The 26,741-nt window shown below is 57.6% G+C and carries 26 protein-coding genes and 1 pseudogene; 17 read left to right on the forward strand and 10 right to left on the reverse strand.

Annotated elements, in window-relative coordinates:
• Positions 1–103: 103 nt before the first annotated feature.
• Complete coding sequence (locus OHD62_RS31840) at positions 104–373, reverse strand: transposase (protein ID WP_263791209.1); 270 nt, start codon at positions 371–373, stop codon at positions 104–106.
• Between the two features lie 387 nt (positions 374–760).
• Here OHD62_RS31840 and OHD62_RS31845 point away from each other — a divergent pair, with 387 nt between their 5' ends.
• Both OHD62_RS31845 and OHD62_RS31850 read left to right on the forward strand, forming a co-directional pair.
• Positions 761–1,537 (forward strand): host specificity protein, encoded by a 777-nt coding sequence (locus OHD62_RS31845; protein WP_412177448.1) that lies wholly within the window; start codon positions 761–763, stop codon positions 1,535–1,537.
• A 593-nt stretch (positions 1,538–2,130) separates the two neighbouring features.
• Complete coding sequence (locus OHD62_RS31850; protein ID WP_263791213.1) at positions 2,131–2,589, forward strand: hypothetical protein; 459 nt, start codon at positions 2,131–2,133, stop codon at positions 2,587–2,589.
• 253 nt (positions 2,590–2,842) lie between these two features.
• Here the strand turns inward: OHD62_RS31850 and OHD62_RS31855 are convergent, their stop codons facing one another.
• On the reverse strand, positions 2,843–3,445 hold the full coding sequence (locus OHD62_RS31855) for a hypothetical protein (protein WP_263791215.1): 603 nt from the start codon (positions 3,443–3,445) through the stop codon (positions 2,843–2,845).
• A gap of 96 nt (positions 3,446–3,541) precedes the next feature.
• On the opposite strand from OHD62_RS31855, the gene OHD62_RS31860 reads away from it, so the two are divergent.
• Positions 3,542–4,069 carry a helix-turn-helix domain-containing protein gene (locus OHD62_RS31860; protein WP_263791217.1) on the forward strand — a complete coding sequence of 176 codons (528 nt, stop codon included), beginning with the start codon at positions 3,542–3,544 and terminating at the stop codon, positions 4,067–4,069.
• On the opposite strand, the gene OHD62_RS31865 is transcribed toward OHD62_RS31860, so the two are convergent.
• From OHD62_RS31865 to OHD62_RS31880, 4 genes are read right to left on the reverse strand one after another with little or no spacing between them, the layout of a single operon-like run.
• A complete protein-coding gene (locus tag OHD62_RS31865) occupies positions 4,066–5,382 on the reverse strand; it encodes a sensor histidine kinase (protein ID WP_263791219.1) in 1,317 nt (438 codons plus the stop codon). The genes OHD62_RS31860 and OHD62_RS31865 overlap by 4 nt on opposite strands.
• Positions 5,379–5,933 (reverse strand): hypothetical protein, encoded by a 555-nt coding sequence (locus OHD62_RS31870; RefSeq protein ID WP_263791221.1) that lies wholly within the window; start codon positions 5,931–5,933, stop codon positions 5,379–5,381. The genes OHD62_RS31865 and OHD62_RS31870 overlap by 4 nt, the downstream gene beginning before the upstream one ends.
• Complete coding sequence (locus OHD62_RS31875; RefSeq protein WP_263791390.1) at positions 5,914–6,615, reverse strand: FkbM family methyltransferase; 702 nt, start codon at positions 6,613–6,615, stop codon at positions 5,914–5,916. The genes OHD62_RS31870 and OHD62_RS31875 overlap by 20 nt, the downstream gene beginning before the upstream one ends.
• A 4-nt stretch (positions 6,616–6,619) precedes the next feature.
• The gene (locus tag OHD62_RS31880; RefSeq protein WP_263791222.1) at positions 6,620–7,249 is read right to left on the reverse strand and encodes a response regulator; all 630 of its coding nucleotides are present in this window, start codon (positions 7,247–7,249) and stop codon (positions 6,620–6,622) included.
• 135 nt (positions 7,250–7,384) lie between these two features.
• On the opposite strand from OHD62_RS31880, the gene OHD62_RS31885 reads away from it, so the two are divergent.
• Positions 7,385–7,732 (forward strand): hypothetical protein, encoded by a 348-nt coding sequence (locus tag OHD62_RS31885; protein ID WP_263791223.1) that lies wholly within the window; start codon positions 7,385–7,387, stop codon positions 7,730–7,732.
• On the opposite strand, the gene OHD62_RS31890 is transcribed toward OHD62_RS31885, so the two are convergent.
• From OHD62_RS31890 to OHD62_RS31900, 3 genes are read right to left on the reverse strand one after another with little or no spacing between them, the layout of a single operon-like run.
• Positions 7,729–7,893 carry a hypothetical protein gene (locus OHD62_RS31890; RefSeq protein WP_263791225.1) on the reverse strand — a complete coding sequence of 55 codons (165 nt, stop codon included), beginning with the start codon at positions 7,891–7,893 and terminating at the stop codon, positions 7,729–7,731. The two genes, OHD62_RS31885 and OHD62_RS31890, sit on opposite strands and share 4 nt — an antisense overlap.
• Entirely contained in the window at positions 7,890–8,438 is a 549-nt protein-coding gene (locus tag OHD62_RS31895; RefSeq protein ID WP_263791227.1) for a thermonuclease family protein, read from the reverse strand. Before OHD62_RS31895 ends, OHD62_RS31890 begins: the two co-directional genes overlap by 4 nt.
• A complete protein-coding gene (locus tag OHD62_RS31900; protein ID WP_263791229.1) occupies positions 8,435–9,037 on the reverse strand; it encodes a hypothetical protein in 603 nt (200 codons plus the stop codon). The genes OHD62_RS31895 and OHD62_RS31900 overlap by 4 nt, the downstream gene beginning before the upstream one ends.
• 87 nt (positions 9,038–9,124) lie before the next feature.
• Between OHD62_RS31900 and OHD62_RS31905 the strand changes: the two genes are divergently transcribed.
• From OHD62_RS31905 to OHD62_RS31965, 13 genes and pseudogenes are all read left to right on the forward strand, one after another.
• Positions 9,125–9,778 carry a lytic transglycosylase domain-containing protein gene (locus OHD62_RS31905; RefSeq protein ID WP_263791231.1) on the forward strand — a complete coding sequence of 218 codons (654 nt, stop codon included), beginning with the start codon at positions 9,125–9,127 and terminating at the stop codon, positions 9,776–9,778.
• Between the two features lie 12 nt (positions 9,779–9,790).
• Positions 9,791–10,105 (forward strand): TrbC/VirB2 family protein, encoded by a 315-nt coding sequence (locus OHD62_RS31910; protein ID WP_023720448.1) that lies wholly within the window; start codon positions 9,791–9,793, stop codon positions 10,103–10,105.
• Positions 10,106–10,108: 3 nt separating this feature from the next.
• Entirely contained in the window at positions 10,109–10,402 is a 294-nt protein-coding gene (locus tag OHD62_RS31915; protein WP_023720449.1) for a type IV secretion system protein VirB3, read from the forward strand.
• Entirely contained in the window at positions 10,399–12,801 is a 2,403-nt protein-coding gene (locus tag OHD62_RS31920; protein ID WP_263791251.1) for a VirB4 family type IV secretion system protein, read from the forward strand. Before OHD62_RS31915 ends, OHD62_RS31920 begins: the two co-directional genes overlap by 4 nt.
• A 67-nt stretch (positions 12,802–12,868) precedes the next feature.
• Complete coding sequence (locus tag OHD62_RS31925) at positions 12,869–13,942, forward strand: lytic transglycosylase domain-containing protein (RefSeq protein ID WP_263791253.1); 1,074 nt, start codon at positions 12,869–12,871, stop codon at positions 13,940–13,942.
• Positions 13,943–13,951: 9 nt separating this feature from the next.
• Positions 13,952–14,686 carry a type IV secretion system protein gene (locus OHD62_RS31930; protein WP_263791254.1) on the forward strand — a complete coding sequence of 245 codons (735 nt, stop codon included), beginning with the start codon at positions 13,952–13,954 and terminating at the stop codon, positions 14,684–14,686.
• A 183-nt stretch (positions 14,687–14,869) separates the two neighbouring features.
• On the forward strand, positions 14,870–15,913 hold the full coding sequence (locus OHD62_RS31935) for a type IV secretion system protein (protein WP_263791256.1): 1,044 nt from the start codon (positions 14,870–14,872) through the stop codon (positions 15,911–15,913).
• Between the two features lie 77 nt (positions 15,914–15,990).
• The gene (locus tag OHD62_RS31940) at positions 15,991–16,704 is read left to right on the forward strand and encodes a virB8 family protein (protein WP_263791258.1); all 714 of its coding nucleotides are present in this window, start codon (positions 15,991–15,993) and stop codon (positions 16,702–16,704) included.
• Between the two features lie 8 nt (positions 16,705–16,712).
• Positions 16,713–17,498 (forward strand): TrbG/VirB9 family P-type conjugative transfer protein, encoded by a 786-nt coding sequence (locus tag OHD62_RS31945; RefSeq protein ID WP_263791260.1) that lies wholly within the window; start codon positions 16,713–16,715, stop codon positions 17,496–17,498.
• The gene (virB10, locus tag OHD62_RS31950) at positions 17,498–18,961 is read left to right on the forward strand and encodes a type IV secretion system protein VirB10 (RefSeq protein WP_263791262.1); all 1,464 of its coding nucleotides are present in this window, start codon (positions 17,498–17,500) and stop codon (positions 18,959–18,961) included. The genes OHD62_RS31945 and virB10 overlap by 1 nt, the downstream gene beginning before the upstream one ends.
• Positions 18,958–19,983 (forward strand): P-type DNA transfer ATPase VirB11, encoded by a 1,026-nt coding sequence (gene virB11 / locus OHD62_RS31955; RefSeq protein WP_263791263.1) that lies wholly within the window; start codon positions 18,958–18,960, stop codon positions 19,981–19,983. The genes virB10 and virB11 overlap by 4 nt, the downstream gene beginning before the upstream one ends.
• Before the next feature lie 12 nt (positions 19,984–19,995).
• Positions 19,996–22,146: a type IV secretory system conjugative DNA transfer family protein gene (locus tag OHD62_RS31960; protein ID WP_263791265.1), complete on the forward strand. Its 2,151-nt coding sequence runs from the start codon at positions 19,996–19,998 to the stop codon at positions 22,144–22,146.
• A 15-nt stretch (positions 22,147–22,161) separates the two neighbouring features.
• Positions 22,162–22,350 (forward strand): annotated as a pseudogene (locus tag OHD62_RS31965) (DUF1778 domain-containing protein); the annotation flags it as partial.
• 394 nt (positions 22,351–22,744) lie between these two features.
• Here OHD62_RS31965 and OHD62_RS31970 read toward each other — a convergent pair.
• Positions 22,745–26,383, reverse strand: coding sequence for an ATP-binding protein (locus OHD62_RS31970; protein ID WP_263791267.1), 3,639 nt, complete (start codon positions 26,381–26,383; stop codon positions 22,745–22,747).
• Positions 26,384–26,741 lie beyond the last annotated feature (358 nt).

Below are 26,741 nucleotides of genomic sequence, written 5' to 3' on the forward strand. Positions count from 1 at the left end.
GCGATGCCGTCGATCTCGAGCTCGATCACACCAGCGTCTCGAGCCGGCTCCCGCTTCTTTGGCTGTGGCCGATGCTTCGCCGCAGGCTTCGGAGGCGCTGCCGTCACCACCGCCGGCACGAACATGGATTCCGATATCGCTGCCTCCCCATCGGCCGGCGAGCAGCCCGACGCCAGGTGAACAATTGCTGCGGGGAAAGTCCATACCGGCGTGCCACAGCACAAACCGTCTCGCCCGCCTCGTAGCTCTCCGCCACTATCCGGGCCTTCTCCTCCGGCGGCCACTCACGCCGCCGACCCGAACCAGTGAAGATCTCCAGCCGACGGACCGGCTCTCCGTCCCTGGACTTAAGCGTAAACTCTGAAACCGTCATATGTCGAAGCCCTCAAAGGCGTCGAACATCGTCCCTTACATCCACGCGCGAAAGGTGCCGCCGGAACAGCGCTTACGTCAAGGCTGAAAGCGAGAGGGAACAACTGCTTGGCGCTAGTGTGCAAAGCAGTTGGATTGGCTGGAACTGCACAGGGCCGGTGGTGGAACTCGATGCCTTCTCATGCTCTCGAACCTGACGTCAGGTCATCGTCAGTTTGACCGAGTATGGTTCGCAGCAAGGCTTAGACAGCCTCCAACTGCGAAAAGACTTAAGCCGAAGGGAAGCGTCATGTATAATCCAATCAGTGGCTCATCCACACGCGCTAGCCAAGCTGACGAACCGGGTCAGTCGGTTGAGAGCGATAGCTTTACGGAAACACTTGCGGGAATGCCGTCCCGGTCGGCGCCGGATTCCCATGCGAGTTCGTCTTCTGCGCCGACACACCCGTACTCGCTTGCTTCCCAACCTCCTGTCGTCGAGCTCGAAAGGTCTTCATTCGCCAGAAAAGTGAAGGACTTTTACGGCGATGAAATCAAGCACATCGCCGAAAATCCACAAGAGTACTCGCCTTTCGTGTCCTCAAAAGCCGGGCGCACGGCAACAATCGCTCGGCTCTACGGTGGCACTGACGCTGATACGCCCAAGGCGCGATATTTCAGTTATGATCTGGGCGAAAAAAGCGTTGGGCTTTTAAGAACAGAGGGCGGATTTGGCATCAATAACGAGCGGTGGCGGGAACAGTTTCCTGGGCGGAAAGAGATCACCTCGGTTGTAGATCTTCGGGTTACTCATCCGCTTGTCGAGAACGCAGGTGATATTCTGCTCGAGCATCAACTTCGACTCGACGGCGAACGGCCGTTGATCATGTCACGCCCCGCTTCGCAAGGGATGGAAGCCCGGCTGGCGCAGATGGGGTTTGTTGACGTGGGTGAAAATCGGTGGGTGCTTGACCCGACGCAGCGTCCCGACAAGTGGACGGAAAATAGTGACGGTGAATGGCAGCGGGCCGACAAACCTGGGCTATATCTCTCTAAAGCCGTGAGCGATGATAGCGGGAGTGCCACAAGTGTTGAGGGGTATTCGAGTGAAGCCAGTATCGAGACGGATTCGTCCGATGATGACCCGTCTTGGTACTTCCAACAATTGAACCTGAACCAAGGGTAAGGCACCTGCTGGCTTCGATGGACCTGTTGTGGACACACTCGCTCTAGACAACTATCCGCCCCTGCGTGTCTCACGCCACTTTGTATCAGCGCGGCCAGCACGCGCTGTGCCCGTTCGCGATTTCCGAGTCGCCGCGGCATGATCTCGACCTCGCACTTCGGTCGCTCGAAAATCGGCGATAGAAATAGCCATGACGGACTACCAGAGAGGCCCCACCGCCAGAAAATATTATCGCGGATTGAAGGTCTGTGCGAACTGGTTCGGCGCGAACTCAAACTGGATAGAAACTGCGGTAACGTAGGGGCATATAGAGGTAGCCCTGCCGACGTTTCCTTCTTGCGAACCCGGTGGCTTTTCGACATTCGCCTTGCTGACGTTGCTTCGCTGCGATCCCTAGTATAGTATCAAATCGCTAGCAGGGGGATCGGTCGACCAGAGCGTATTTGACGTCGTTGATGAATATAGCCAAGGTGACTGCCGCTCGGCCTTGGCGGCTCTCGCGACGGGAGTTCCCTAGACGACGCTGCTTTGTTAGATCCACCTCAACGCTATTTGATTTTGCTGGTGCCTACGCCGGGGACGGAAAGGACAGAGTGTTGAAGGCGCTTCTCCTGTCGACTGCGATAATGAGCACATGGGCAGTCTTAACGGCGGCTGGCCAGAGCGACAAGCCGCGATTGAGCGCGGACAATCCGATGTGGCCCGCTTCACTAAAATGGGATTGCAAGACCGCCGCCAAAATCGTGTGTGGGCGTGACGGGAGTTGCATAGCGGGCGAGGACCATACTAAGTTTGTGCTGAACTACGGCAGCAACGAAGCTGAGTTCTCGGCCGGCACTGTCAGGATCAAACGGCACTATCAGCAGACCGTGCAGGCAAGCCCTTTGCAGCAGGAAGTTAAGGTTGAACTGGCTGACAATCGCGTTCTTTGGCTGACGGCCGTTGATGCCAGCCGCACTTATTCGGAAGCCTGGGTCGGCGCGATGAGCGAGTTAAAGGGCGGTGCGGTACTCATGGAATCCGAGGGCGTCTATTGCATGCCGCACAAGTGAGTGAGCCGAGAAGGAAGGCGAGCGAAAACTGATCGGGATTTTGGTCTGACCTCGAGCGCCAGCCACCGACGTTTCTGAAAAGTCCGGCGTAACCGTCTTCCGTTTCTAGTTTCGTCAGACAGTCCGGGTGGCGCGGGTGAACTCAACGTACCCACGTTGATCTTTTGAAGCCATCGCTGTCGTCGGCGTGAATGAACCGGACAGGCAGGTTTTGTGATCCTCATGGCGACTCGTCCTGCGTGATCGCTTCACTTTATGGCACGCTGAGATTGAACCAGCTTTTCTGGCGTATGCCGTTCGCGTCATCATACTCGATGAACCAGGGCTTTCCGTGCATCGGTCGAGGGATGGTGTAGTAGGTGGGGCCATTACCGAGGGAATGCCCTCGATCGTTCCCCGTGGTCTGGATTTTTGCCGCAACCAACTTACCGTAGATTTCGATTTGGACCTGACGTGATCCGTCTCCATGATGCCCGCCGAGGGCGTTGTTTTTGAAAACGACGGGTAACGAGAGCCTATCGGACGCGATGCGGCAGATGTTCCGTTCTTGACCTAAGCCCGGCCGATCGGATTCAGAGCTGCCAACGGCTTGCCAGCCAGACGGACAATCCTCATACTTCTCAAATCTCGCCGCGCTGGAGTTGGCTTGCGGACAGTTCGGCCAATTAAAACCCGGGGCTTCCATCGCCGCAATCAACTTGTAAATTGGCGGGTGGCACGAGGGGGTGCCTTGCCAGTCGCCGGAAAGACACAGGAGGACCTGACAGCCCCATTCCGACGCTTTTGATTGGGATGGAAGAGCTGCGGCGCCCGCGATGGCGACGGCACCCCCCAGTAGGAATTTGAGTATAGTCATAGCCTTTTCCTCGCTGCGGATTTGACAGTTTACTATGGATGATCCGCGCGGAAAAGGACAGGTCAAAAAGGCAGGTTTGTGCGACTACACCGATTCATGAAACGAGACGACGGGGGCGTGGTCAACAACCCGTTGCGCGTCAACATTGCACTGACGCTTGAGCGGGAGAGAGCCAAACGCGGCCTCTCCCATATGCACATGGCCGAACTGTTTCGGACCCCCGACGGCGAAAAACTCGCCTATCGAACCTATATTCAGACTGTGCGTCAGAAAAATAATGTCACATTGACGACGCTGCAGGTCATGGCGAACGGCTTGCAATTGTCTTTTGCAGGACTGCTCTCCGGCGATAAGAAAGTTCCGGAATGGGCGCATCGGTTGGACGACAATGCGATCCGCAAGCGGCTGGCGCACATCATCGATTTTGAGCGGCAAAGACGTACTTTGCACCGCTATGAGATGGCTGAACTCATCGGCGTGGCGGAGGCGACCTTCACGAAACTGGAACGGGCGAGCGGCAACGTCAGCGTGGACACGATTGCCGCGATCGCCAAGGCGTTGAAACTTGATCCAGCGACCTTCCTGTTTTCCGAACAGATCCCGCCAGAAGTGACACCTAGCTAGGCGCCCAACGAGTGCTCCTTCGTTCGCCCATACTTGCGAAACGATTGCCAAAAACTGGCTGCGGCGGAGGCCAGGGGAATTCTAACCTGGACGGTTGTGCCGATACCAGGAGCGCTTTTGATAATGAGCTTTCCGTTCAGCGTCGAAACCATCTGAGAACATGCCGTCAAGCCAAGGCCAGTATGATTCCCGGCTCGCGTTGAAAAGAAAGGGGTGGTCGCTTTTGCAGCGATCGTAGGCGGCATGCCTGAGCCCTTGTCGGCCACCTCAAGCACTAGATGGGTGCGGGGGAGGAATGGCTGTCGCTTGACTGTCGCGGAGACAACAACTTGGGCGTTATTGACGTCCGACGAAGCGGCAAGAGCGTTTTCGATCAGCTCGTTCACGACCAACCGGAATGGCGCCGAGGGGATGGGGTGCAAGCGCGCTTTGGAGTCGATACAGACTTGCACCAAACCGCTACGCTCTGCCGTTATATCTTCTAGCAGTCGGCCGAGCGGCACAGTGCTGGAATCTTGTGGCGCATAGGCGATCTGGAGCACGCTGTTGGTGATCGATTCCAGTTCGCTCGCGGCATTGCGCGCAGCCTCAAGCATTTCGCTGCTTGGCTGCGTATCTGGCTGTGAATGCTCAAGGAACAGTCTGAGGGCTGTAACACGCGATCGAGTCGTATGCGCAAAGAGCGACGCGAACGAGCGCATGTGCTGGTCACGGCGGTTGGCCGAGGAATAGCGCTGATGGATAACGAGATAGAAGGTGGCACCGAGGCCAAGCGCGATGGCGAAGATGAACCAGTTGCGCGAGGCCGCAATGTCGATGCTGGCGGTCTGCTGCAAAGTGGCGCTGTGATCAACGGTGGAGCTTGAGACTTCGTAGATTGACTGTTCCAGCTTGGCCATGTCGGCAATGGCTTGAGTGTAGTTTTTGCGGGCCGACACAAGCGGGGCGATTTTCTCTTCGAGGGTCTGGCGAATCCCGCCCAGGAGTGCGGCGTCATGATCGGGAAAAAAGCGGTTCAGATAGGGCAGGTTTTCCAACTGCGCGACGTTGACGCTTACCAGCGCCATTTGCCGATCGATGTCGGCATCAAGCTTGCCCGTCTGTTCGGCAATGCGAAGATAGCCATAGACTCGTATAAGGCGCTCGCGAATCTGTGCCGCGCGCCACTGAATCTCGAAGGTCTGGTTGAGGATGGCATCCGTCTCCTGACGGTAGCGATTCGATTGGATGAATGTCCACGCACTCAGACCAAGCGCTGCCGCCATACCGAGATACGGCAGAACAGAAAGCAAACGGCCGTTGAAAACCTTCATCGCGCGGCGCGCAGGATGACTGGGAAAAACACCCAGATCGAGTTTCTTCCAGGAACATAAGAGGCGGGCAACTGGTCGAAAGGCCAAACAATGAATATGGGGCCTTTCTCAACCATGCTGATCGGGCGGAAATCCTGGCCCGGCGGGCAAAGCGAGCCGGCCTTGTCCTTCGCGTTGCAACGACGCTCGACAGCCAGGATCGGATTATAAGACCGGATTTCGTCCATGCGAATATCGGAGACGAAATTGTCATAGGCGACAACTTTGACCTCCTGCGCGGCGGTGATTCCAGCCTTGGCAAGCACGTTTATAAGCAGCGGCCCACGATATTCGATTTTCTCGCCGTCGCTCGTCCAGGGTGTACGCGTGTCATAGGTCTGTTGCGGAAACTCTGCCTGCAGCTGCTTCACCGAAAAGACCGCGATGTTCTTGCCGCTGGCGTCTTGAACCGACAGCTCGTTGGGATCGAGCGGGATTTCCTCGGCCGCACTAGCGAGCGGAAGGGCCATGGCAAATATGACGGCGAGAGCACTACGCAACATCTTCCACATCCTCGTATTCGCGGGGTCCATCGTTCTTGGCGAAGAGCACGCAAGGTCCTCGGGAGCCCCGCGGATCGTAGGCAAATCCCTTTTCTGCCAGGGCAAGCGTGATGTTGCGGATGCCGTCAAGCCCATAGAGATGGTCGTGAAGCTCAAGAAAGATGCGCTCGACGCCGGGCAGCTCGGCATCTCGCAGAAGTTCTTTCTCAGCCCCTTCAATGTCCATGACGAGGGCGTTTATTCGATGATCGGTGATGAAACGATCGACGTTAGCCGAGACGATCGAAAGTTCGCGCTCGTAGGGTCCTTGGTCTTTGTCTGTGGAAGACATCCAAAGGTCGCGGCGAACGTAGAAGGTGAAGGACCGCGGCGGGCCCGCTGTGAGGATACCCTGGGAATATGTGACATTGTGGAGATCGTTGGCCGCTATCACGCGCTTGGCTAGTTCCGCTGTTGCGGGATTTGCTTCAAAAGCCCAAACCTGAACGCCGGGAATTTTCGCGATCAGTGCGGTGATGATGCCTATGCCGGAGCCGAGCTCCAGTACGCGATCGCGCGCCTTGACCGCCCTGAAGATCGACTTCGCTTCCTTCGCCTCATAGCTCTGGCTCTGAAGCGCTCGCCAGATAACCGGCGAAACATCCTGCGGTTCGACGGGAACCTTGATTCCATGAACAGTTAGAGAGGCCATCGCGTCATAGCCCATGTGGTAGCGGATGACCTTGCCTCATGAGCTTGGCGCGAGCCTGCTTGTAGTATTTCTCGGCCGAGTTGGCATCAATGGCGAGCCGATCGGCCATGAGCGAAAAGATCTCCTTGCGTTTCACACCGGGTGCGCGGTGCGCCATCATGTCGATGGCCTCCTGCTCGCGCGGCGTAAGAACTGAAAATCGGTAATCGGGTTTGGTCATGACAACCCGCGAAAGGCGCAAGGAGAAACCCTTGGTGGAAATATCGTCCAGCACGTCGCTGAACACGCCGGGCGCAAGACCGGTCTTGCCGAGATAGGCGGCAGCGCCAATTTGCCGAAAGCCATCTGCCTCGCAGCGGTTGTCGGAACCGGTGACGACAATATGAATTGCGCTGGGTGAAGCCTCGATGATCTTGTCAACGACTGCGACGCGATCGCCCTGTGAGGTGGGATCAAAGCCGGGCAAGCCAGGATCGATGACGACCAGATCAAAATGATTGTTTTGAAGCTCGGCAGTGGCGATCGTCAGCGTCTCAGCACCCAGGACGACGCATTTTTCGAAGCTCGCTTGCACTTCGTTCATAAGTGCCAGACGCATTAGTGTCTGGTCTTCGACCACCAGGGCACGAAACATCGGAAGCCAGTTCCTCTACGCAGGCGCCCCCCGCCCCTATCTCGCAGAATTGGTCGCTTCAAAAAAGGGATGGTGTCACCCCTTTTTTTCCTGCCCTCGAGAGGTACCAGTATGTGACCGATGAACACTAGGGCGATGACGATGCCTCTTCAGGTCTGCAGCAATGGAAAGATGGAAGCGGCTGAAGACGTCGCCAAACTGATTGCGGAACATCGTCAGAGCGTCGCTGCGCTTGAACGTATCGGCAAGCGTTGGATGGGTGCCGAAGGGCCGGACGCGATCTTGCTGGGTGCGAGACTGGACGCGGTCATGGCGGAGGAGGCCGCTGTACGAAGGCGTGCTGCCATTGCTCCAGTAGCCACTATCGCGGAGATCAAAATGAAGGCTGCTTACTTTCAACGGCTGACGGCTCATGACTGGTGCGAGGTTGATGTCGACGATTTTCGCGCGTTGCTCGGTTCTTTCGCGAAACTGCAGTCCTAGGAGAAGAGCGCTGAAATCCATGAGGCCACGGTATTCCAGGCCGCATAGAGTGCTGCCGGCACCAAGATGATCGCGATGAATGCAGCGGCTCCACCAATAGCACCGTCACCGCGTCCTTCCACGGGATAGTAATATTTGTGCGCATCATCGTGGTGCTTCATTGTTGTCTCTCGGAACGCTTGTTTAGCAGCAGCTGCGTAGGATGCTGAAACGTCGTGCCCCACAAACCCGCGCGGTTCATCTTAGCGTTGATTTCCGCGACGAGGTAGTTCTCATTGACGGCTTTGCCCTTTGCTGTCGTTGCGGCAAACGCGTATCCGGTGGCTATGAGCGCTGTGCCCACGTCGATTGTTTCGCCATTCAGCTGCGCACCGCACACGACGAAAACCGCCTTGTCGAGGGCGTAGCCGATCGGCTGGCATGTAACCGCCGCGCTATCGAATAGCGCAGCAAGGTGCGCCAGCGAGGTGTTTCCGCAATCGATTTTGTTCCCATTTGACTCTTCGGCTGATGTGCCTCGAAGACATGACTGGACGCCATAGAGGCGGAAAAGGTGATCTCCGTCACGCCAGGTATCTCCGGTCAGCAGTTGAGCCGACTTCGATACCGCGAAGGGCGTTGGCACGGCGGAGTCGGATGTATCCTGCGCCTGTGCCGATGCGCACAAACCAAATGCGGCCAGCACTGCGAAACTCGCCTGCTTCATTCCTGGAACTGTCCACCGAGGTCGGCGGAATGCTCGAGATCGGGCCGCAGCGACTTGCCGTCCTTGTTGCGTCCGATTGCGGCCATGTCTAAAAAAACCATTTCGTCATCGTCGTAGGCGACGTTGTACGGGTCGTTTGCATTTCCCGCACCCACGAGAGAGAAACAAGACACAGCGTCGGGCTCACCCTTCCTGCTTTGCAGCACAAGTGTTTTGCAAAGCACGACAGATGCACGGTTGTTGTAGATTGCCTCTTCATAGTCCTGCGCGGCTTTCGTGCAGTCCCACTGCTGCGTCTTGTATGTAATCTTCGGTTTTGGGCAGGCGGCAAGGCCGCGCAGTCGATACGTCACGCCGTTGACGACGCGCTCGGTCGCCGACGGCACTTTAACGCGCCCGATGAGAGCGACCGCATCGCGCTGAAAGAGCGCGCCTTTGGCATCGTAGCGTTCATAGACGAACACCTTTTCGCCCGGCTTCGCAAACTGGAGCAGGTAGTGCTCTGACGGCTGCGAGAAGGCACTCGGGGCGTCGGCGCCGGCCGCATAAGCCACGGTGCCCTGGAGCAGCAAGAGCGTGCAAAGGGCCGTCTGTTTCATCGAAATCCGTCCTCGCGATCGATATCGTGTTGACACTTTACTAGGGCTGCGTGTAGCCATAGTAAAGTGTTAAATTTTGGCGACAGTATGAACACTCGATTCGCTCTCCTGCTAACCCTGTGTGGCGCCACGATCCCGGTCAATGCGCTCGGCCAGGACATCGCATCAGACCGCGTGGCAGTCGCCTTTGCAACGCCCGCGCAAGCCCTTGCCGCGGTCGGGGCGCAAAGGCCGGCGGAGTGTAAGACCGTAAATCGGACCGAGGTCTACCAACTTGTGCGTTCAATCGCGCAAGAGGAAGGGTTCGACGCCGATCTGGCCGAGGCGGTTGCATGGGCTGAAAGCGATCTCGGCGCCAGTCAGGGTCCTTCGAAGGCGGGATCCCTTGGGATCATGCAGCTGATGCCGGGCACGGCGGCCGATCTCGGCGTGAGCGACCGTTGCGATACAGGGGCAAATGTCCGGGCTGGCCTTCGCTATCTGAAATCACTCTATGACGAATTCGGGGACCCGCTGCTGATGCTTGCGGCCTACAACGCTGGGCCTAACAGCGTCTACAAGGCGCAGGGCATTCCGGTGAATCCGGAGACGGCGGAATACATCGTGAAAATACTGAACCGCTGGAAGTTCGGCGGTGTGGTGAAGAAGTCCGCCCTGACCAAATCCGAGACGCTCGCGGCCGCTCCGCCAGCTGGCGAGGACGCCTGGCAGGATGGTCATGTCATGGATCTCGGCAACTGAAAGGAGCCAAGGGTGGAATACAGGAAAGCGGGCAAATTTGCCCTGAAACTGGCCTTGGCCTCGGCGGTCGGAATAGCTCTCGCGCCAGCCACTGCGTACGCCCAGTCGGCGGCTCCAGTCGAAAATGTGCTGGAGTGGTTCGTCGGAGTTCTGCAGGGCAACATAGCGCGTTCATTCGCCATCATCGCGGTCTGCTTTCTCGGCTTCCTCGCCATGACGGGCCGGCTGGCGTGGATGATGGCTTTCTCCATCATCATCGGCATCGCTCTGATCTTCGGCGCTGCCCAGCTGGTGGATGCGGTTCGCGCAACCGCCGGAGGTAGCTGAGACATGGATGACGAGGAAGTCTATGTCGAGCCGGTCAGCCTGCCACTGACACGTCCCCCGATGAAATGGGGGGTGCGCTATGAGGTTTTCGCACTGAACGGCATCCTGGCGGTGATCGGTTTTATCGCCACGAGCAGCTTCATGCTCGGCCTTGGCGTATTCGGCGTGGTGCATCTGGTCAGCGCATATCTGTGCCAGCGGGACCCCTACATGTTCCATATTTTCGAGCGGCGTGTCTCCAAACGCGGCGCCGTGGCGAATCTTACTTTTTGGGGGGCGAGGAGCTATTCGCCATGAGCCTCGATGCCGACCTGAAATTTGGCCGTGAGCGCCGGCGCGAAAAGCCCGCGGCGATGCACATCCCTTACCTTCGCCATGCCGATGACAATCTGATCGTGATGAAGAGCCGCTTTCTTGTGGGCGTCATCCAGCTTAGTGGCCTGCCGTTCCAGACGATGGACCAGGCCGAGTTGAACAGCCGCATGTTCAACCGCAACACGACGTTCCGCAATCTCTCGACCTCTCGCTTTGCGGTCTACACGACCATCATCCGCCGCCACGTGACGCCGGAGATCGAAGGCGACTTCGACAATCCTTTCGTGGCCGAGCTCGACGCCCGCTACATGGATGAGCTTGGGGCGAAAAACCTTTTCGTCAACGAGGCGTATCTGGCGGTCATACGGCGACCGATGGTCGGCCGCGTCGGCTGGGTGGACAAGACGCTCAATGCGTTTCGCATAAGTACCGCGGGCGAGGAAACCCGCGAAGAGGCGATGGCCGAATTGCGTGACGTTCTCGACGGCGTCGTCAAGGATTTCACGGCTTATGGGGCGCGTCTTCTCGGCGTCGTGAAGCGCCGCGACAGCTTCTTTTCCGAGCCCGCGGAGTTTCTGGCGAAGATCCTGGCCGGCGGCCTCGACGTGGAAATGCCTTTGCCGCGGATGAGCCTTGGTGATGTGCTGGCGACACGACAGCTGTTTTTCGGCAAATCCGCGCTGGAACTTCGCGGGCCGGACGCCGCCAAACTCGGCGCCATGGTGTCGATCAAGGAATACCCACCGTTCACCGCTCCGGGTTCATTGGACGGTCTTTTGCGCCTGCCACATGAGTTTGTCCTGACGCAGAGTTTCGCGATCGAAGACCGTGTAACCGCGATGCGCAGGATCAACACGATCGCTAACCAGGTCGAGGGTTCCGACGAGGCGGGCACGACGGTCGAGGAGTCCGTCCACGACGGCGCCGACAAACTGGCCGGCGGCGAAGTCGTCTTCGGACAACATCACATGAGCGTCATGGCCTTGGCGCCGGACATGACTGGGCTCAGCCGTGCGCTAGCCGATATCACGGCGGAGCTTTCGCGCATGTCGATCGTACCGGTTCGCGAGACGCTAAACACGGAACTGGCCTTCTGGGCGCAATTGCCGGGAAATTTCAGCTACATCGCGCGACGTGGGTTGATCTCGTCGCTTAACTTCGCCGGTCTTTTCTCCGGACACAATTTCCCGTCCGGCCAACGTGAGCGGCTTCATTGGCAGCGGCCCATTGCTTTGCTCGAAACGACCAGCCAGACGGCCTACTATTTCAATTTCCACGTTCACGATGTCGGGCACTTCACGGTGTTCGGCCCGACCGGCTCGGGCAAGACCGTCGTGCTGTCGTTCCTGATGGCCCAGGCGATGCGGATCATGCCGAGGCCGCGATGTGTGTATTTCGACTATATGCGCGGCGCTGAAATTTTCGTTCGAGCGCTGGGCGGGCGCTACGAGGTGATGGAGCCTTCCCAGCCGACCGGGTTCGCGCCATTGCAGCAGGAGGATACGGCAGAAAACCGTTCTTTCCTGGAAGATCTGCTCATCTACATACTGACGCCGGAAGGCGGCGCACTTGATGTGGCGGAGATGCGCGTCATCAATGCCGCCGTCGACATGGTCTACAAGATCCCGCGCGAACAGCGGACCTTCGACCTGCTGCCCGAAGTGCTTCGGGGTTCGCTCATGCCTGGCATGAACGATCTGGCCGCGCGGATACAACCCTGGCTCGACCCGAAGGACAAAGGCTGGCTTTTCAACAATCCCGTCGATCTCATCGATTTCTCGAAGCCCGTTGTCGGCTTCGACATGACCAGGATCCTGGGCGACAGAAAGCTGCGCTCGGCGGCGTTGCTCTACATTTTCCATCGTCTGGAAGACGTCATCAACGGGTCGCCGATCATGCTCTTCCTCGATGAAGGTTGGAAGCTGCTGGACGACGAGGTTTTCGCTGCTTTCATCAACGAGACACTGAAGACCATTCGTCGTCGCAACGGCGTGGTCGGCTTTGGCACGCAGACGGCGGAAGACGTCGTCAATTCCTCCATCTCGTCGTCACTGATCGAGCAAACGAAGACCAACATTTTCTTCCCCAACCCGAAGGCGAGCAAGGAGTCCTACATGGAGCGCTTCTCGCTGACAGCAAAGGAATTCGAGTTCGTGCGCCGCACCGCGAAGGAAACACGCACCTTCCTCGTCAAGCACGACAGCGACTCGATCGTCGCCAAGCTCGATTTGTCGGCGATGCCCGATCTTATCAAGGTCTTGTCCTCGAACGAAGCCAACAGCAAGGAATGCACACGGCTCCGGGAGACTTTCGGCGACGAGCCGGAAATGTGGCTGCCATACTTCTGCGGATGGGAGGACGAGCATGACGAAGCGGCTTAGCAGCGCTTGTCTGGCCGTGGCTCTCGCGACGGCGGAAAGCATGACCGTGGCTGTCGCTCAGATCGCGGTGATCGACGGGCCGAACCTCGACAAGCGGCAAGAGGACGAGCAGCACAGCACGAAGTCAGATGAGGCCAAGAAGGACGAAACCGACAGGAAGAAAAGCGTCGTCTGCACCTATTCGAACAAATACCGCTCACAGATGTTTCGCCGATCGCCGGCCGAAGCGTTGCAGCGCGACGCCGGCAACGTGAAGATGATCCGCTACTATGCGCAAAAGTACGGCGTTCCCGAAGGCCTGGCGCTGTCCGTTGCGTATCAGGAATCGCGCTTCGACACATGCGCCGGGAGCCACACCGGCGTCAAAGGCGTCATGCAGCTGACCAAGGGCACCGGCAAGTCCATGGGACTGGACCGCGACGTGAACGAGCAGAATGTCGAAGGCGGCGTCAAATACCTCGGAATGGGCGTGAAGCAATGCGGGGCGACGAATTACAGCTGTCTCGCCTCCTTTTACAACGGATCGGATGCAGGCGAGCAGAACCAATGGGCCGGCGGCGTCGGCCGCTGGAACAGCTACTTCAACGACTATGTGTCGAGCGGCAAGGCTCCGGCCGCCGCGCCGCCACCGTTCTCGATCGTAACGGCCGACGGCGCAGGCGGCTCGGCCCAGGGCGCGGCCATGGGCACGGTGAGGAAGGCAGCTGGCGGCCTCGATGCAAGCTCATCGCAGATCGGCGCCAACAATGCTGCAATCGACGCGCTGGCGGGCAACGTTGGCCAGGTGACCGAATACAAGGATGCGTGGGAGCTGAACTCGTCGGCCCGTGGGATCAACGCCGATGTCACCAACCAGTACCTCGCCCAGGCGGGGGATTTTACGACGTTGCTGGCCCAACTTCTATCGTTGCAGAATGTTCAGGCATCGCAGTCGGCCAAGCTGGTGCAACAGCCGAAGAGCGGCTCTCCAAACCCGTTCTCTTGTGATCCCGCGGAATTGGAGCGGTTGAGGATCGATCGCGGCCGGTGGCTACCATGCGCACTTGAGAACGCGGGGGCAAGCTCGGCCGACAGTCGCTCGATGATCATCACCAGTGATCCTGCCGGCGCTGCCAGCGTGATCAATTCTCTACAGCAATAGGAGGCTGACATGAAGAAATTCGCGATTGCCGCCAGTCTGGCGCTTTGGGCAAGCACGACCCACGCACAGATTGCCGTCATTGATGGCGCCAATCTCGATGTCGCCCGCAAGAATGCGGACAACACCAACTCCATCATGGATTCGAACAATGACATTCTGAAAAAGAGCGAAGAGATCCTGCAGGCTCTCAGCGGCAGTCGTGACGGTTCGCTCGGGATCGGACAGATGGGTCTTGGCGGCAACATGTCGATTGCCCAGGCGCCGTCGTTCGGATCGATCCTGAACGGCGGTGCTCTTTCGTTTGGCGGCCTTTCGCCCGAAATCCAGAAAATCGCCGGCGCCGTCATCAACGGGCTGCAGCTGGTCAAGCAGCTCCAGCAGATTGCCGGCAAGGAGACCAGCGCGGTCAACACCGCCTACGGCGACAGCGTCAATGTGGCTTCGCTGCTAAGCGCATTGACCTCGCAGGCTTCGCAGGGCGTCACCCAGCGCCAACAGTCTTTGCAATCAGCGAGCGGGCAGATCGGCCAGTCGCAGGACGTCAAGGGTTCGGTGGACCAGAACACACGAATGCAGCTGGAAAACGCGCGCGCCGTCAACGAACTGATCGGCGTGCAGAACGGCGCGGTCGCGGCCCTGAATGAGAAGCTGAAGGGAGATCTTCTTCGCCAGAGCCAGGTGCAGAAGATGATGACACCGAGCACCGTCAATCCGTTCGCGGACTTCGGCAAGAGCGGAGGCTGAGCACTTGCCGAGGCGAGCCCTGCGCATATGCGTAGTGATTGGGCTCGGCGCAGGGCTTTTTGGATGCGCAAATCGCGAACTGAAAGCGCCGTGCGGGCCTTTGGCGTATGCGCACGCCGACGAATGCGGCGCACTGAAGCCGGTCAATTCAACGCCGTTCGCCAGCATCATTGAAGAGGATCCATGAACGGTCTCGCCGCAAGCATCCTCGGTGGCATTGACAACATCGGCGAGGACTTCGTTCGCACTGTCTATATGCAAGTGGGCAATGCGATGGGCAACGTCTTCACCCTGATGCTGACCCTCTACATCGCGTGGTGGGGCTATTCGATCCTGAGTGGGCGTGAGTCGATTTCGCCAATCGAAGCGGCCTATCGCCTCGGCCGCGCCGTCATCATCTATCTGCTGCTCACCGGATGGGGCACATTTTCGTCAACGATCTATCAGCTCGTGCAAAGCATTCCAGACGAGGTCGGTAAGGTGATCGTCGGCGCCGTGTCGCGGGCCACCGGCAATCAGCTCAGCGACCAGGCGGCAATTCCAGCGCTTATCGACAATCTCTACCAAGGGGCCCAGGATGTCGCCAATCAGGTCTACAGCGGATCCTTCTATGACATTTTTGGTGCGCTCTTGTCGCTGCTCGTCCTGCTGTCGGCCATCATCTTCGCAGCGCTTGCCATTGCCGCGATCATCGCCGCCAAAGTGATGTTGTTCATCACGCTGGCCTTGGCGCCGATATGGATCATCCTTTGGCTTTACCGATGGTCCTCGCGCATGAGCGAAGGCTTTCTTTCGCTGACCACCTTCCTGATGATCCAGCAAATCCTGATCTACGGCTTTCTCGGTTTCTACTTCTCGCTCGTCAATGCGGCGCTGAACACCGCCACGTCCGGCGGCGCGACCATGGACAGCAAAATGTCGCTGGTGCTGCCCTTGGTGCTGGTTACGATCATCGGCATCTACGTTCTCATGCAGATACCGTCGATTGCTTCGATCCTGAACGGCGGCGGGTACCTCAGCACCGTGGGCGCATACAACCCTTATAGAAACTTCGGCAGAAACGCTGTGCGCTATTCCGGCGCGCGATGGGCCGCGGGCCGCGCTGCTCGGGGCGCCCGGCAGCTCGCGACAAACAATTTTCGATCTTCGCGAGCAGCCAGGGCGGACGCCGCAACCCGGACCGCCATCCAGCAAGGTGCGCGCAATAACTCCAGGCCTCTGGCCTAGAAAACAAGAACGATCACGGATCGCGGCCCTGGATCGGATCGGGATCGTCGCGCAAACGAGGCAATAGTAACGTGATAATGCCTGTTGAAACAGCTGCTGACCGCAGCAGCGAACTCGTCGACAAGCGCTATTATAGGGCGGGCGCGACCTGGGAAGACGACACGCACAGGTCAATGCGTCGATCGCGTACATTGGCCTGGATCGTCAGCGGCATTTCGGGACTGGTCGCGGTGCTGTCGCTGCTGGCGCTCGTGCTGATCCTGCCACTCCGCCAGTTCGAACCGTACGTTGTAGAGGTCGACAAATCGACGGGCTACCTCGAGATCATGCGCGCGCTCAAGCCTGGAGATTTATCGCAGAACGAGGCGGTCACGGCGGCCAATCTGGTGCGCTACATCAGGGCCCGCGAAACCTACGATTCGCGGGAACTGAAACAGAATTACGATCTGGCGCAGCTCTACTCCACGGACGCCGCGTCCAAGGATTTGACATGGCTTTTCACGCCTGCAAACCCGCAATCGCTTGACAAGATTTATGGCCGCAATGTCACTGTCTCGGTCGAGATCAAATCGGTTTCCCTGCTCAATCGCAACACAGCCTCGGTGCGCTTTGCCACGACGACGCGGCGGGACAATTCGTCCACGGCCGACAATTGGGTGGCGGTGATAAAATTCCGCTACACCTCCACGCCGCTCAAGAACGAATGGCGTTTCGACAATCCACTGGGATTTCAGGTTACGGATTATCGCCGCGACCAGGAATCGGCGCCGGCTGCGGGGAGCCTGCAATGAGATGGCGCGTGAGCCTCGCCCTCTCGGCCACCCTTCTGCTCGGCACGATGCACGGCGCGGCCGCACGCGACGGCCGGATCCGATATGTCACCTTCAACAACGACGACGTGACGTCGGTGCGCGCCGCTCTTGGCATCTCCACGATGATCGAGCTCAGTCCGACCGAAGTCATCGAAACCGTGTCGGCTGGGGACACGAAAGGCTGGTCGATCATCCCCAAACGCGGATCGCGGTTTCTGTTCGTCAAGCCGCTGGAGCGCGACGCGTGGACCAACGTCAACGTGGTCACCGACCGGCGCGTCTATTCCTTGCTGCTGCAGGCGACTGACAATAGCCGTGAGCGGGCATCCTTCCAGGTCCGGTTCAAATACCCGGACGAGGATATCAACGCGCGTCTGCTCTCACAGGCCAAGGAGAGCGCCGCCGATCCGGATTTGAAGGACCTGAATTATGCCGATCTCAATTACGACTACGCCTACAAGGGCGACGACCGCCTGAAGCCGCGCACCGTATTCGACGACGGCACCAGGGTGTTTCTGGAGTTCAAAGGCGACATTCCGGCGATTTTCATTGTCGACGACAAGCGTCAGGAGTCGCTGGTCAACGTTCGCACGCAGGGCAAATACACCGTCATCGACAAGGTCGCACGGCAATTCACCTTGCGGGCCGATGGCAAGACGCTCTGCCTTTACAACCGGGCGCGACCCAACACCATCGATCCCGTCGAGCAAGTCTACGGTCCAACGAAACTGACACGCGGTTCCGCCCTGTTCGGATCCAGCGGAGGGCACTGATGTCCCAGATCGATTATAACCAACTGGACGGCAGCCCGACGGTCGCGCGCCGCGGTGCGGGCGTGGGTACCAGGATCGCCCTGGTCGGCCTCGGCGTGGTGCTGGTAGGCGCGCTGATATGGCTCAACTGGCCCTGGGAGCCAGTATCGCGAGATGTTCGCAGCGATGGCGAGGAAAACTTCAATCCGCCAGAGTTCCGCCCGCCGGCGTTGAACGAACCGCCGCAACCTGCCGACGGCGCGATCGACCAGATCGTGGTGCCGCCACCGGCTGACGACAAGAATGGCACGCAACAGGCCGAGAATGTCGATCAAACCGTGCAGGAGGGCGCGGATCTCGATGCGCAGCGACGCGCGCTGGAGGCGCAAATGGCGGCCGAGGAGGCTCGCCGCAAGGCTGACGCGGAAGAAGCCCGCCGCAAGGCTGCGGCTGACGAAGAAGCTCGCCGCAAGGCGGAGGCCGCCGAGCATGAAAAAGCGGTGTGGGAACGCCTGCGGTCGAACCAGATGGTGACGAATGATCAAACCGGCTCGACAGATGCCGGCGCCCAAGCGGCGCAGGTCGAAATCGCGCCTGACGGTCAGATCGTCCCGCTCCCCGGCGCCGACAGCGATCCCAACAAGGCCTTCCTGGCGCAGTCTGAGGCAAGTTCTTCCGGCATCGTCAAGGCCAGGGCCTTCCGACGCACCGATGCCTTGATCCCTGAAGGAACGATCATTCGCGGCTATTTGGAAACCGCGATCAACACTGATCTTCCCGGTGCCGTGCGCGCGGTCGTGCGCGAGGATGTCTTCTCGCTCGACGGCAGGCGGATCCTCATTCCGAAGGGCTCGCGCCTGACCGGGGAATACCGCTCAGGGCTTGCGCGCGGTCAGAAGCGTGTTTTCATTGTCTGGAGCAGGGTCATCCGCTCGGACGGCATTTCCGTCGATATCAAATCGCCTGGCGCAGACGCGCTCGGCCGCGGCGGCATGGGCGGCCGTGTCGATACGCACTGGGTTGAACGGTACGGTAACGCTATCATGCTTTCCGTGGTTGGCGGCGTCTCTGAATATCTGTCCTCGCTCGGCGATAGCGGACAAAATGGCCAACAGCGCCAGGTGTCGACGATCGATCCCGTGACCGGTGAGACCACTACCGTAACTTATGGTGGCAACGGCTCGCAGCGCGACGCCCGCGGCATCGCCTTCGACAAGTCATCGACCGCCTTGCAGCAACTCGCGCAGGAGGCGTTTCGCGACACGCAGAACATTGGCCCGACAGTCTATGTCGACCAGGGCACCTCGGTCGTCGTGCTGGTGCGGCGAGATCTCGATTTCTCGGGTTTGTATGCTGATCCCGTCCAGGAAGAAGTGGCCCGCCTGAAGGCAGGTGGGCGACCGAAAACGGCGATCGATCCGACGCCTCTCTACACGACACCAAAGGATAATTTCTATCCCGGCTATGGGAGCCCGGTGAAATGAATGCCGTCCATCCCCTCCCCGACCCTTGGGCGAGAGCCCCGGTCCTGCGCGCTCATCTGGAGCCGATATGGTCCTATTTGAACGAAGATGCGGTGTCCGAGATTGCAATCAACAGGCCCGGTGAATTGTTCATCGAACGCCTCGGCGCGAAGGAAATGGAGCACGTCGTCAAGCGCGAGCTGACACCCGGATGGATTCGCAATATCTCGACAGGCGTCGCCTCGGCGACCAACCAGGTCATCAATGAAGAAAAGCCGGTGCTGTCGGCTGCGCTACCCTCGGGTGAGCGTATCCAATGCATCTTGCCGCCGACGGCTCCCGAAGGCGGGGCGATCTCGATCCGCAAGCAGGTCATCATGGATATGAGCCTTGATGCCTACAAGGATCTCGGCGCCTTCGAGAACACGGCGATGGGCAGCGGCCTGGCACTGTCGGCCGAAGAAAAGCAACTTGTCGAAATGCTGCACGACACGTCGCCGATGGACTTCCTGCAATATGCGGTGCGCAACCGCGTCTCTATCGTCGTTTCAGGGGGCACGTCGACCGGCAAGACGACATTTTTGAATGCGCTCCTGAAGGAGATTCCGGCTCACGAACGGATCATCACGATCGAAGATACCCGCGAACTGAGGTTGCCGGCTCCCAACAACGTCACCTTGATTGCCTCGAAGGGCGACCAGGGGCTGGCCAAGGTTTCCGCGCAACAGCTGCTCGAGGCCTCGCTTCGCATGCGGCCCGACCGTCTGCTGTTGGGCGAATTGCGCGGCGCTGAAACCTTCGCGTTCCTCCAGGCTATCAACACCGGCCATCCCGGTTCGCTCACGACCGTTCATGCCAATTCGGCCCGGTCCGCCTATGAGCGGCTGGCGCTCATGGTCATGCAGGGCAGCACGGGGCTCTCACGGAGTGAAATCCTCGACTATCTGCGCGAGGTCATTCCGGTGGTCGTCCAGATGATCCGCACCGAAGGCGGCCGCCGCGGCATCAGCGAGATCAAGTTCACCAAGGCCGAGACGATCTAGCGGGATCTATCGATGCAGAAAGTCGCAACAGCAATTTTCATGATGCTCATGGCGATGGCCCTGGGTGTCCTGCTCTTCACGGTCGCCTATACCGCGACTGATTGGTACCGGACCGGCTCCCACGTTCTGTTCGACCAGCTGAACGCCAACCCGGTGCCAGTCGTTCGTCAGGCGTGGGCGGACACGATGGCGAGGGATTTTGGCCGGGTGCAATACGCCATTGCGGCGGGAGCATTAGGGTTTCTTGCGCCCCTGGTTAGCCTGTTTCTCATGCGCCCGAGAAAGCGCAATGACTCTCGCTTCATGACCATGAGCGATGTATCAAAAGCCGGCCTGACGAAAGTTGGCGGCGTCTTCGTCGGTCGAGCCGGCGGCAAGCTTGCCGAAATTTTGTCGCCGGGCCGCGATCAGCGCTCAGGCAAGATCCGCTTGACGCAGCGCAAGTTGGTCGGCGGCAAGAAATTGTGGATCGATGGCGATGATGTCGGCGGCTTCGTCATAGGGCCGCCGCGTTCCGGTAAAGGTACCTCTCTCATCATACCGAACGCCTTGACCTGGCCGCATTCGCTCGTGGTTCTCGATCTGCGGGGCGAGACCTATGCGGCGACCGCAGGCTACCGCTCGACCATGAGCCGCGTGGTGCGTTTTGCGCCGGCTGATCCGGACGGCTATACCGCATGCTACAACCCCATGGACTTCATCTCACTGGATTCGGCCCAGCGCGACATCGACCTTCGCAACATCGCTGCGGCGCTGTTTCCGCGCCCCCCGTCCAACGCAGACCCGTATTGGGTCAATGATGCCCGCCTCCTTTTTACCGGCATTGCGTCCTTCGTCATGGAATCGCCGGCGATCCCAAACGAGAAGAAGACCTTCGCCACAATCCTCGAGATCATGAACGGTACTGAGCACCCGCTCCTGGAGTTCATCAGCTCGCTGCGCGAGGAACGCCGCCGCGAATGTTCGCATTTTACGCTGCAAACCCTGTTGCCCTATTTTGAGATGTCCGAGCGGCAGTTTTCCGGAATCTACGCCGGCGTCCGGACCGGCATGGCCCCCTTTCTCAACGAGCGCCTGATGCGAGCTACGGCGCGCAGCACGTTCGATATTCGCAAACTCAAGCGTGACCGGATTTCTCTCTATCTCGACGTGCGGCGCGAGCAGATTACGTCGCTTGGACCGTTGTTCAACGTCCTCATCACGCAAATGATGAACTTCATGTCGGAAACCATGCCGCGCCCGGACGAGCATCCGGTGCTTGTGCTGCTCGACGAATTCCAGAACCTCGGCAAGCTGGAGAACGTGACCGAAATGGCGAGTGTGCTCGGCGGCAACGGCGTTTCGATGTGGTTTTTCGTGCAGTCGCTGAAGGCTGTGGACGAGATTTATCGCCAGGAAGGTCGCAAGACGCTCATCAACGCTGCTCGCGTGCAGATCTTTTTCGGTGCACAGGACGTTGACGATCTGCGCTACGTTTCCGAGCAGCTCGGCGAAACCTCGGACGTGCAAAAGGACGTGACGCGCACCAAGGCAACGTTGTTCGACACCTATTACACGCGCTCGGAGCACCGCAAGGAAGTACGGCGGCCCCTCATGCGGCCCGATGAAATCCGTACGCTCGACAAGAACAAGGTCATCATATTGCCGCGCGGCGAACTGCCGGTCCTCGGCACGCGCAATTTCTATTTCGCCGACGCCCAGCTCGCCAAACGCGCGTTCATGCCCCTGCTCGCCTCTATCGAGGTTTCGCGCACGAAAAGCCCTGCCGTGGACGCTTTCGCGGCGGTGCCGTTTTCAGCGCTCCCGACGATTGTGCCGACAGCACCCGCGTACCGATCAGGCCTTTTGCAGACCCGCCTGCGGCGCGGCGCGACATTTGCCGCAAAAGCAGCCCGTAAAGCTCCGCCACCGGGCCGGCGCGCAATCGTAAAAGAACGGCTGAAAGCAACAGACGCCGCAGCCGTATCAGCTTATGCCGCCATAGATTTTTCCGCTTTGGCGGCCAAAGCGGTGACAACACGCATAGCGCCCGAAAAAGAAGTTGCGGTTGCGGCGATGCTAAACAAGGTGCGATCTCTCCGAGCCCACGCATCCGACACCGAGGCTTTCGATCGAAATTTGAGCGTCGTCGAAGATACTTTGCCTGATGTAGTCGACGGATAGGCTACACGTGTCAAGGTCGAGGAACGGAGCCTGATTAACCGTGCCAAGGCGCGAGGGAAGAACCGAACGGATTTCGTCCTTGATGCCGCGCTTATAGCAGCAGAAGAGGCCCGGCTCGACCAGGCTATCATTGCAGCCAGCCCGGAAGCGTTCGCAGCATTCTTTACCGGGCTCGATATGCCTCCTGAACCTAACGAACGGTAGCGCAAGGCCATCAGACGCCGGCCCCTGGAAGAAAGCATGACGGTTGCGGCGCTTGAACCGATGGCGGCCGATCACGACGTCCAATTATTTCTATCCAGCGTGGAAAGCCTGGATCACTTGCTAAAGCAATACGCCCCGAAAATCAGACGAACGGGGGCCCGAGCTTTTGTTGCCTGCGATGGTCATCGCGTGCTGGCAGGGCGGCCTTCGCTGTGCCGATCGCCAAATGTCGTGTTTGGGCCGCAAGCAGACCGTCAGGTTTAGCGAATTGGGGTCTGGTGAACTGAATTTTGGGAGAACCAACAACCTGTTTAGCCACCTGTAAGAAACCACCAATCTAATCGCATCTCATTGAACCCTGCCGTCTATTGGAAGACTGCATAAATACAGTTTTTCATCGCCTCTTGAGATTTACGCGTATCTCATCACCCAGGAACCAACCACCTCCCTCGCTCCACGAAGAGATGATTCCGCGAGTCTCAAGCCATTGGACCAATGCACGATTTTCATCTGATCTTGGCAATCTTGGAGTGTGATATCCTGTCGTGATCTCAGAGAACGGATCTGGAAGCGCCGCAAGCACTTCGCGCGTTTCGTCGACCGTCATAGTCGAGTGAATCTTGTTGAACAGAGAAATCTGCGTCTCAACGGGTTTTGAATTCAGGATGAGTGACCGCGCTTTAGCCGCATCAATGCCGGATATACGAACGTTGGTGCGGTCAAGAATCGGGCCTATGAGTGCCGCTCGGTTGGGCAGTTCCGTTAGCGTATTCAAATCGATCAGGTCGATTATCGCGCGCTTATCGTGATCTGTTATGTCGGTTTGAAGGAGCCCTTCTCGGAAGACGTCGTCGAGACCGAACATTCCGGGATCGGTGAGATAAGCTTCGATGTTTTCTGCCACGAAAAGGACCGGCAAATCTGTATTGACGTCTAGGCTTTCGAGGGTCTCCTTTGAAAAGGTGATCTTGCGCTCCTCTATGAGAATAGTAAGCTTCGAAGAATCGAGGCTTTTGGGAAAATTCTTGAACGTATTGGGCAGCGCTCGGACATATTCCCGGTAACTGTCATCGCTCAGTGCATTCGCGTTAACAAGGAATTGGCGTAGCGGCAGTGTCTCGGGACCGTTACGCAGACTGTGCTTCAGAATTACCGCGCGCACATCTTTCCGATCAAGATAGGCCACCAGGATTTCCGCCGCGAAGCCACTGCCTCCCATGAACGAGATACAATTGTCCCATGTCGGTGCGATACGTCGCAGCTCAAATACCGTGGCGTGCAATTTCTCCGGAACACCCTCCAGCGCTGGCAGGAGAGCCGTCTGTCGACCGAGAAATTCACGAAGATTGTCTTCGTCAAGTCCCTGACGACCTAGGAGATCGGTTATGGCTGCCGCATCTTCTTCAGAATTGTCGTGAAGCTCAAGGAGCACGTCGCTAAGATAGATATCAAGATCGCGTTCGACCCTGGTGATCAAGGCAGGATCTGTGAGCGAACGCAACGTAGTGTAATTGCGCTCGCGAAACGCCATGAGATTGGTCTCGCCAATGACCTCGCGATAGATGTGTTCCACATTGGCAATCGAGAGTTCAAAAAGCCCCCGTCTTACCATGAAGCGGACGATGCCGGTGAACTTCCCTATTGCCGGAAGGTCTCGAACCTCGAAGCCAATGCGCTCGAGGCGTTCGGGTGCCAAGTCAGGTGCAAGTGCCAGAATTTCAGGGAGTTTCGCCGCGACGAAATCAGGGAACTCGTCGCCATCGCGTGCTAGTGTTTCTAGCGCCCTTTCCGGCAGGTTGGTTACCAACTGTGTGATATGGGAAAGATTGCGCTTGCTGGCGATTGCCGTCGGAACGAACTGCCTCCATTCGTCAGCCAGGCGGGAAAGCAACTTGGGGACGGCGCGTCCCGTGGCGTAGTAGGCCTCTAAGAAATCTTCGCAGTTTTCGAACTGGGACGCGATGAACTCGAAAAACTTACGAGTCTGATCGCTGTAGCGGGTCGCCTCGTTTAGAAGGCAGTCAACCAATTTGACGTTAAGAACATAGCTTTGCCCGAAGTCCGTTTCGCGCATCGCTGCGATGACCTCATTCGGGTTGTCAATCTGAAAGTCGGGGTCCGGAGTAAAGAACGCCCGTATCTGGATCAGAAACTTGTTGTCATTGGGCGACAGCCGACCAGAATGGAACAGTGACGTATATTGATAATACGTATCGTCGAGATGGCCTTCTAGAATCAAGAAGCGAGCCAGCTCGCCTTTCTCGCCGAAGCCGTCGAAAAGATCAGTCACACGGTCGGCGCTTGAACGCACGAGTTCATTGAACTTGGCTGTTCGAAGGGTCGCGATCTTCGCTCTAAGATCGCGAATCCGTTGTAAGCTCTCGCTCTTATTGGCCTCAGATTTGCTTTCAATTTCCGTTTTGCGCTGAAAGTAGGTTTTCTCGCTATCCACTTCGTTCTGCAAGGCAGAGATATTCATCGGCTGTCTATTATAGACATCGCGGTAGGTAATATGCGGAGCTGCGATTAACTGTTCAAACGCGTCGTGCCCAACAAGCGAGGGAAGTGCGATCCAAGACTGCCCGTCAAGGCTGATGCTATTGACGTTCGCAGGAAGCATCTGAACGAGCGTCATTGCGTAGATTTGGCGCAATTCTTTCAGGTCAGAAGGTGTCTGCCTTTCGGCAACATCAATCTTTCGTTCGATTTCCGCTATCTCTGCCTTACAGGCCACCTCCTCGTGCGCAACGAGTTCATCGTGGCGGCCCAGAATGTCAGCGAGATTGCCTTCCCCCCGGTGCAGTCGTTCGAAATCCCTGGGGTAGACGTTCTTATATATCAGGATCGCAAGAAGCTTGTTGGCGTTGAGAGTATTTTCGTCGTCGGTCTCCAAATTGGCGACGTAGATGGCGTATTCATTAAAGATATTCTGGATGAGTCTCAGGTCGTCTAGATACCGTGAGACTTCTCGAAGGAACTGTCGATTAAGACGACCGTCGAGTTCAAGCCTCTTTCCCTGCTCCAGCACCATATCAATCGAGTTCGAAGCGTTTATGATTGGAATAACAGGAATGACGAATTCGAAGAACTTGGTCCGGTCTGTATTAACAAATACGTCGTCCCGCAAAGCATAAAGAAATCTAATAGTTCGTCTGACTCCCGCGTTCGCATTCACCAAGCCGTTGATTTCACGCAACGTCACGAATATTTCTGCATCTTCGAATCGGTCCAAATCCTCAATTATTACAAGATCATATTCCGTTGACTGAAAGAAGTAGATAATTTCGTCCAAATGGCGGTTAAGTATTGAATCGAGATTGTCTGATGCCGGTCTTATTTCTATGTCTTTTAGAGAGATGCTTTTGAGTGACAGCCCAAAGCTGGCGACATAAAAGTTGTGCAGCGCAACCCACAAAAAAAGCGACGAGAATCCGAATATTGTGAAATTAGGCCAATTGCTGAATTCGAGTGGATCGAAAAAAGTGCCGCTGATTATCGCTTCCCGCTTTGTGAATACGTACCAAATCGAAAGTAAGCCTAACATGATGTATAGCGATTTGAAGATCGACAGGACGCCAGGGGATTGAATTCGCTTAAAGCGCGACAGTGGAAGTTTGTTTGCATCTGCACCATACAGCATTTGCTGCAGTATGCTTCTTTCAATCTCCTGCCGGCTCACTTTGAGATTTTGGGTGCTAGCTTCTTTGTCGCCTTGTGGGCTGGCTTCTTTCACGAACGCCGCGAGAGATATGTGAAGTGCAGGTCTTCGGTATCTTTTCAGGAACGATTGGATGATGCTGCTTTTTCCTGAACCATAAGGTCCAGTCAGTGCTATATTGTTCACCTTCGGGTCTGTCGTCGCGAAGAGCAAAGCTTCGGAATATACACCGTCCTTGTCAGCTTGGTCGGTCGGTGCAAGATTTACAAATTTCGCTTTTGTGACGGAGGGTCGGCCAATACCTTCCAAGAAGGCACCAAAACTAGTGAACAAGCCACCCAGCCAATTTGCTAATGTTAGAACTCGTTCGCCCATAAGTAACCTAAATACCACTGATCCAAGCGACATATATCACTGAGGAGCCGGAAAATACCTGCTTTCCAGCACCAGCAACTCCGCATTTGGAAATCGATCAGCAGAGTCCCACCGCCCACAATCATAGCCGGAAGTAGCAATAGGCAATAGTCTCGATGATTGGCAGCTTTCCGGCGCTCGCGGTATCAGCCCTAACGACCGAGATGAGGCGCAAAGCTGCCGTCGAAATCGGACCCGCGTACGCCGCGATCCATTGTCCGGTGGGGTTGTCCAGACTAAACATTGTGGCTGATCAAACGGCTCGCCACGATCGCAGCTCGCTCGCATCCTCAGGGATGCTCACGCCGCTTCCGTAGCC

The organism is Mesorhizobium sp. YC-39, from assembly GCF_025753795.1.
GTDB lineage: Bacteria > Pseudomonadota > Alphaproteobacteria > Rhizobiales > Rhizobiaceae > Mesorhizobium.

Coding starts and splice junctions, on each gene's coding strand:
- OHD62_RS31855 (WP_263791215.1), bottom strand. CDS start 3,445: ATGACTATACTCAAATTCCTACTGGGGGGTGCCGTCGCCATCGCGGGC.
- OHD62_RS31935 (WP_263791256.1), top strand. CDS start 14,870: ATGAACGGTCTCGCCGCAAGCATCCTCGGTGGCATTGACAACATCGGC.
- virB11 (WP_263791263.1), top strand. CDS start 18,958: ATGAATGCCGTCCATCCCCTCCCCGACCCTTGGGCGAGAGCCCCGGTC.
- OHD62_RS31900 (WP_263791229.1), bottom strand. CDS start 9,037: ATGAAACAGACGGCCCTTTGCACGCTCTTGCTGCTCCAGGGCACCGTG.
- OHD62_RS31875 (WP_263791390.1), bottom strand. CDS start 6,615: ATGGCCTCTCTAACTGTTCATGGAATCAAGGTTCCCGTCGAACCGCAG.
- OHD62_RS31885 (WP_263791223.1), top strand. CDS start 7,385: ATGACGATGCCTCTTCAGGTCTGCAGCAATGGAAAGATGGAAGCGGCT.
- OHD62_RS31865 (WP_263791219.1), bottom strand. CDS start 5,382: ATGAAGGTTTTCAACGGCCGTTTGCTTTCTGTTCTGCCGTATCTCGGT.
- OHD62_RS31920 (WP_263791251.1), top strand. CDS start 10,399: ATGAGCCTCGATGCCGACCTGAAATTTGGCCGTGAGCGCCGGCGCGAA.
- OHD62_RS31895 (WP_263791227.1), bottom strand. CDS start 8,438: ATGAAGCAGGCGAGTTTCGCAGTGCTGGCCGCATTTGGTTTGTGCGCA.
- OHD62_RS31890 (WP_263791225.1), bottom strand. CDS start 7,893: ATGAAGCACCACGATGATGCGCACAAATATTACTATCCCGTGGAAGGA.
- OHD62_RS31915 (WP_023720449.1), top strand. CDS start 10,109: ATGGATGACGAGGAAGTCTATGTCGAGCCGGTCAGCCTGCCACTGACA.
- OHD62_RS31930 (WP_263791254.1), top strand. CDS start 13,952: ATGAAGAAATTCGCGATTGCCGCCAGTCTGGCGCTTTGGGCAAGCACG.
- OHD62_RS31870 (WP_263791221.1), bottom strand. CDS start 5,933: ATGTGGAAGATGTTGCGTAGTGCTCTCGCCGTCATATTTGCCATGGCC.
- OHD62_RS31940 (WP_263791258.1), top strand. CDS start 15,991: ATGCCTGTTGAAACAGCTGCTGACCGCAGCAGCGAACTCGTCGACAAG.
- OHD62_RS31840 (WP_263791209.1), bottom strand. CDS start 373: ATGACGGTTTCAGAGTTTACGCTTAAGTCCAGGGACGGAGAGCCGGTC.
- OHD62_RS31860 (WP_263791217.1), top strand. CDS start 3,542: ATGAAACGAGACGACGGGGGCGTGGTCAACAACCCGTTGCGCGTCAAC.
- OHD62_RS31845 (WP_412177448.1), top strand. CDS start 761: ATGCCGTCCCGGTCGGCGCCGGATTCCCATGCGAGTTCGTCTTCTGCG.
- OHD62_RS31905 (WP_263791231.1), top strand. CDS start 9,125: ATGAACACTCGATTCGCTCTCCTGCTAACCCTGTGTGGCGCCACGATC.
- OHD62_RS31960 (WP_263791265.1), top strand. CDS start 19,996: ATGCAGAAAGTCGCAACAGCAATTTTCATGATGCTCATGGCGATGGCC.
- virB10 (WP_263791262.1), top strand. CDS start 17,498: ATGTCCCAGATCGATTATAACCAACTGGACGGCAGCCCGACGGTCGCG.
- OHD62_RS31970 (WP_263791267.1), bottom strand. CDS start 26,383: ATGGGCGAACGAGTTCTAACATTAGCAAATTGGCTGGGTGGCTTGTTC.
- OHD62_RS31880 (WP_263791222.1), bottom strand. CDS start 7,249: ATGTTTCGTGCCCTGGTGGTCGAAGACCAGACACTAATGCGTCTGGCA.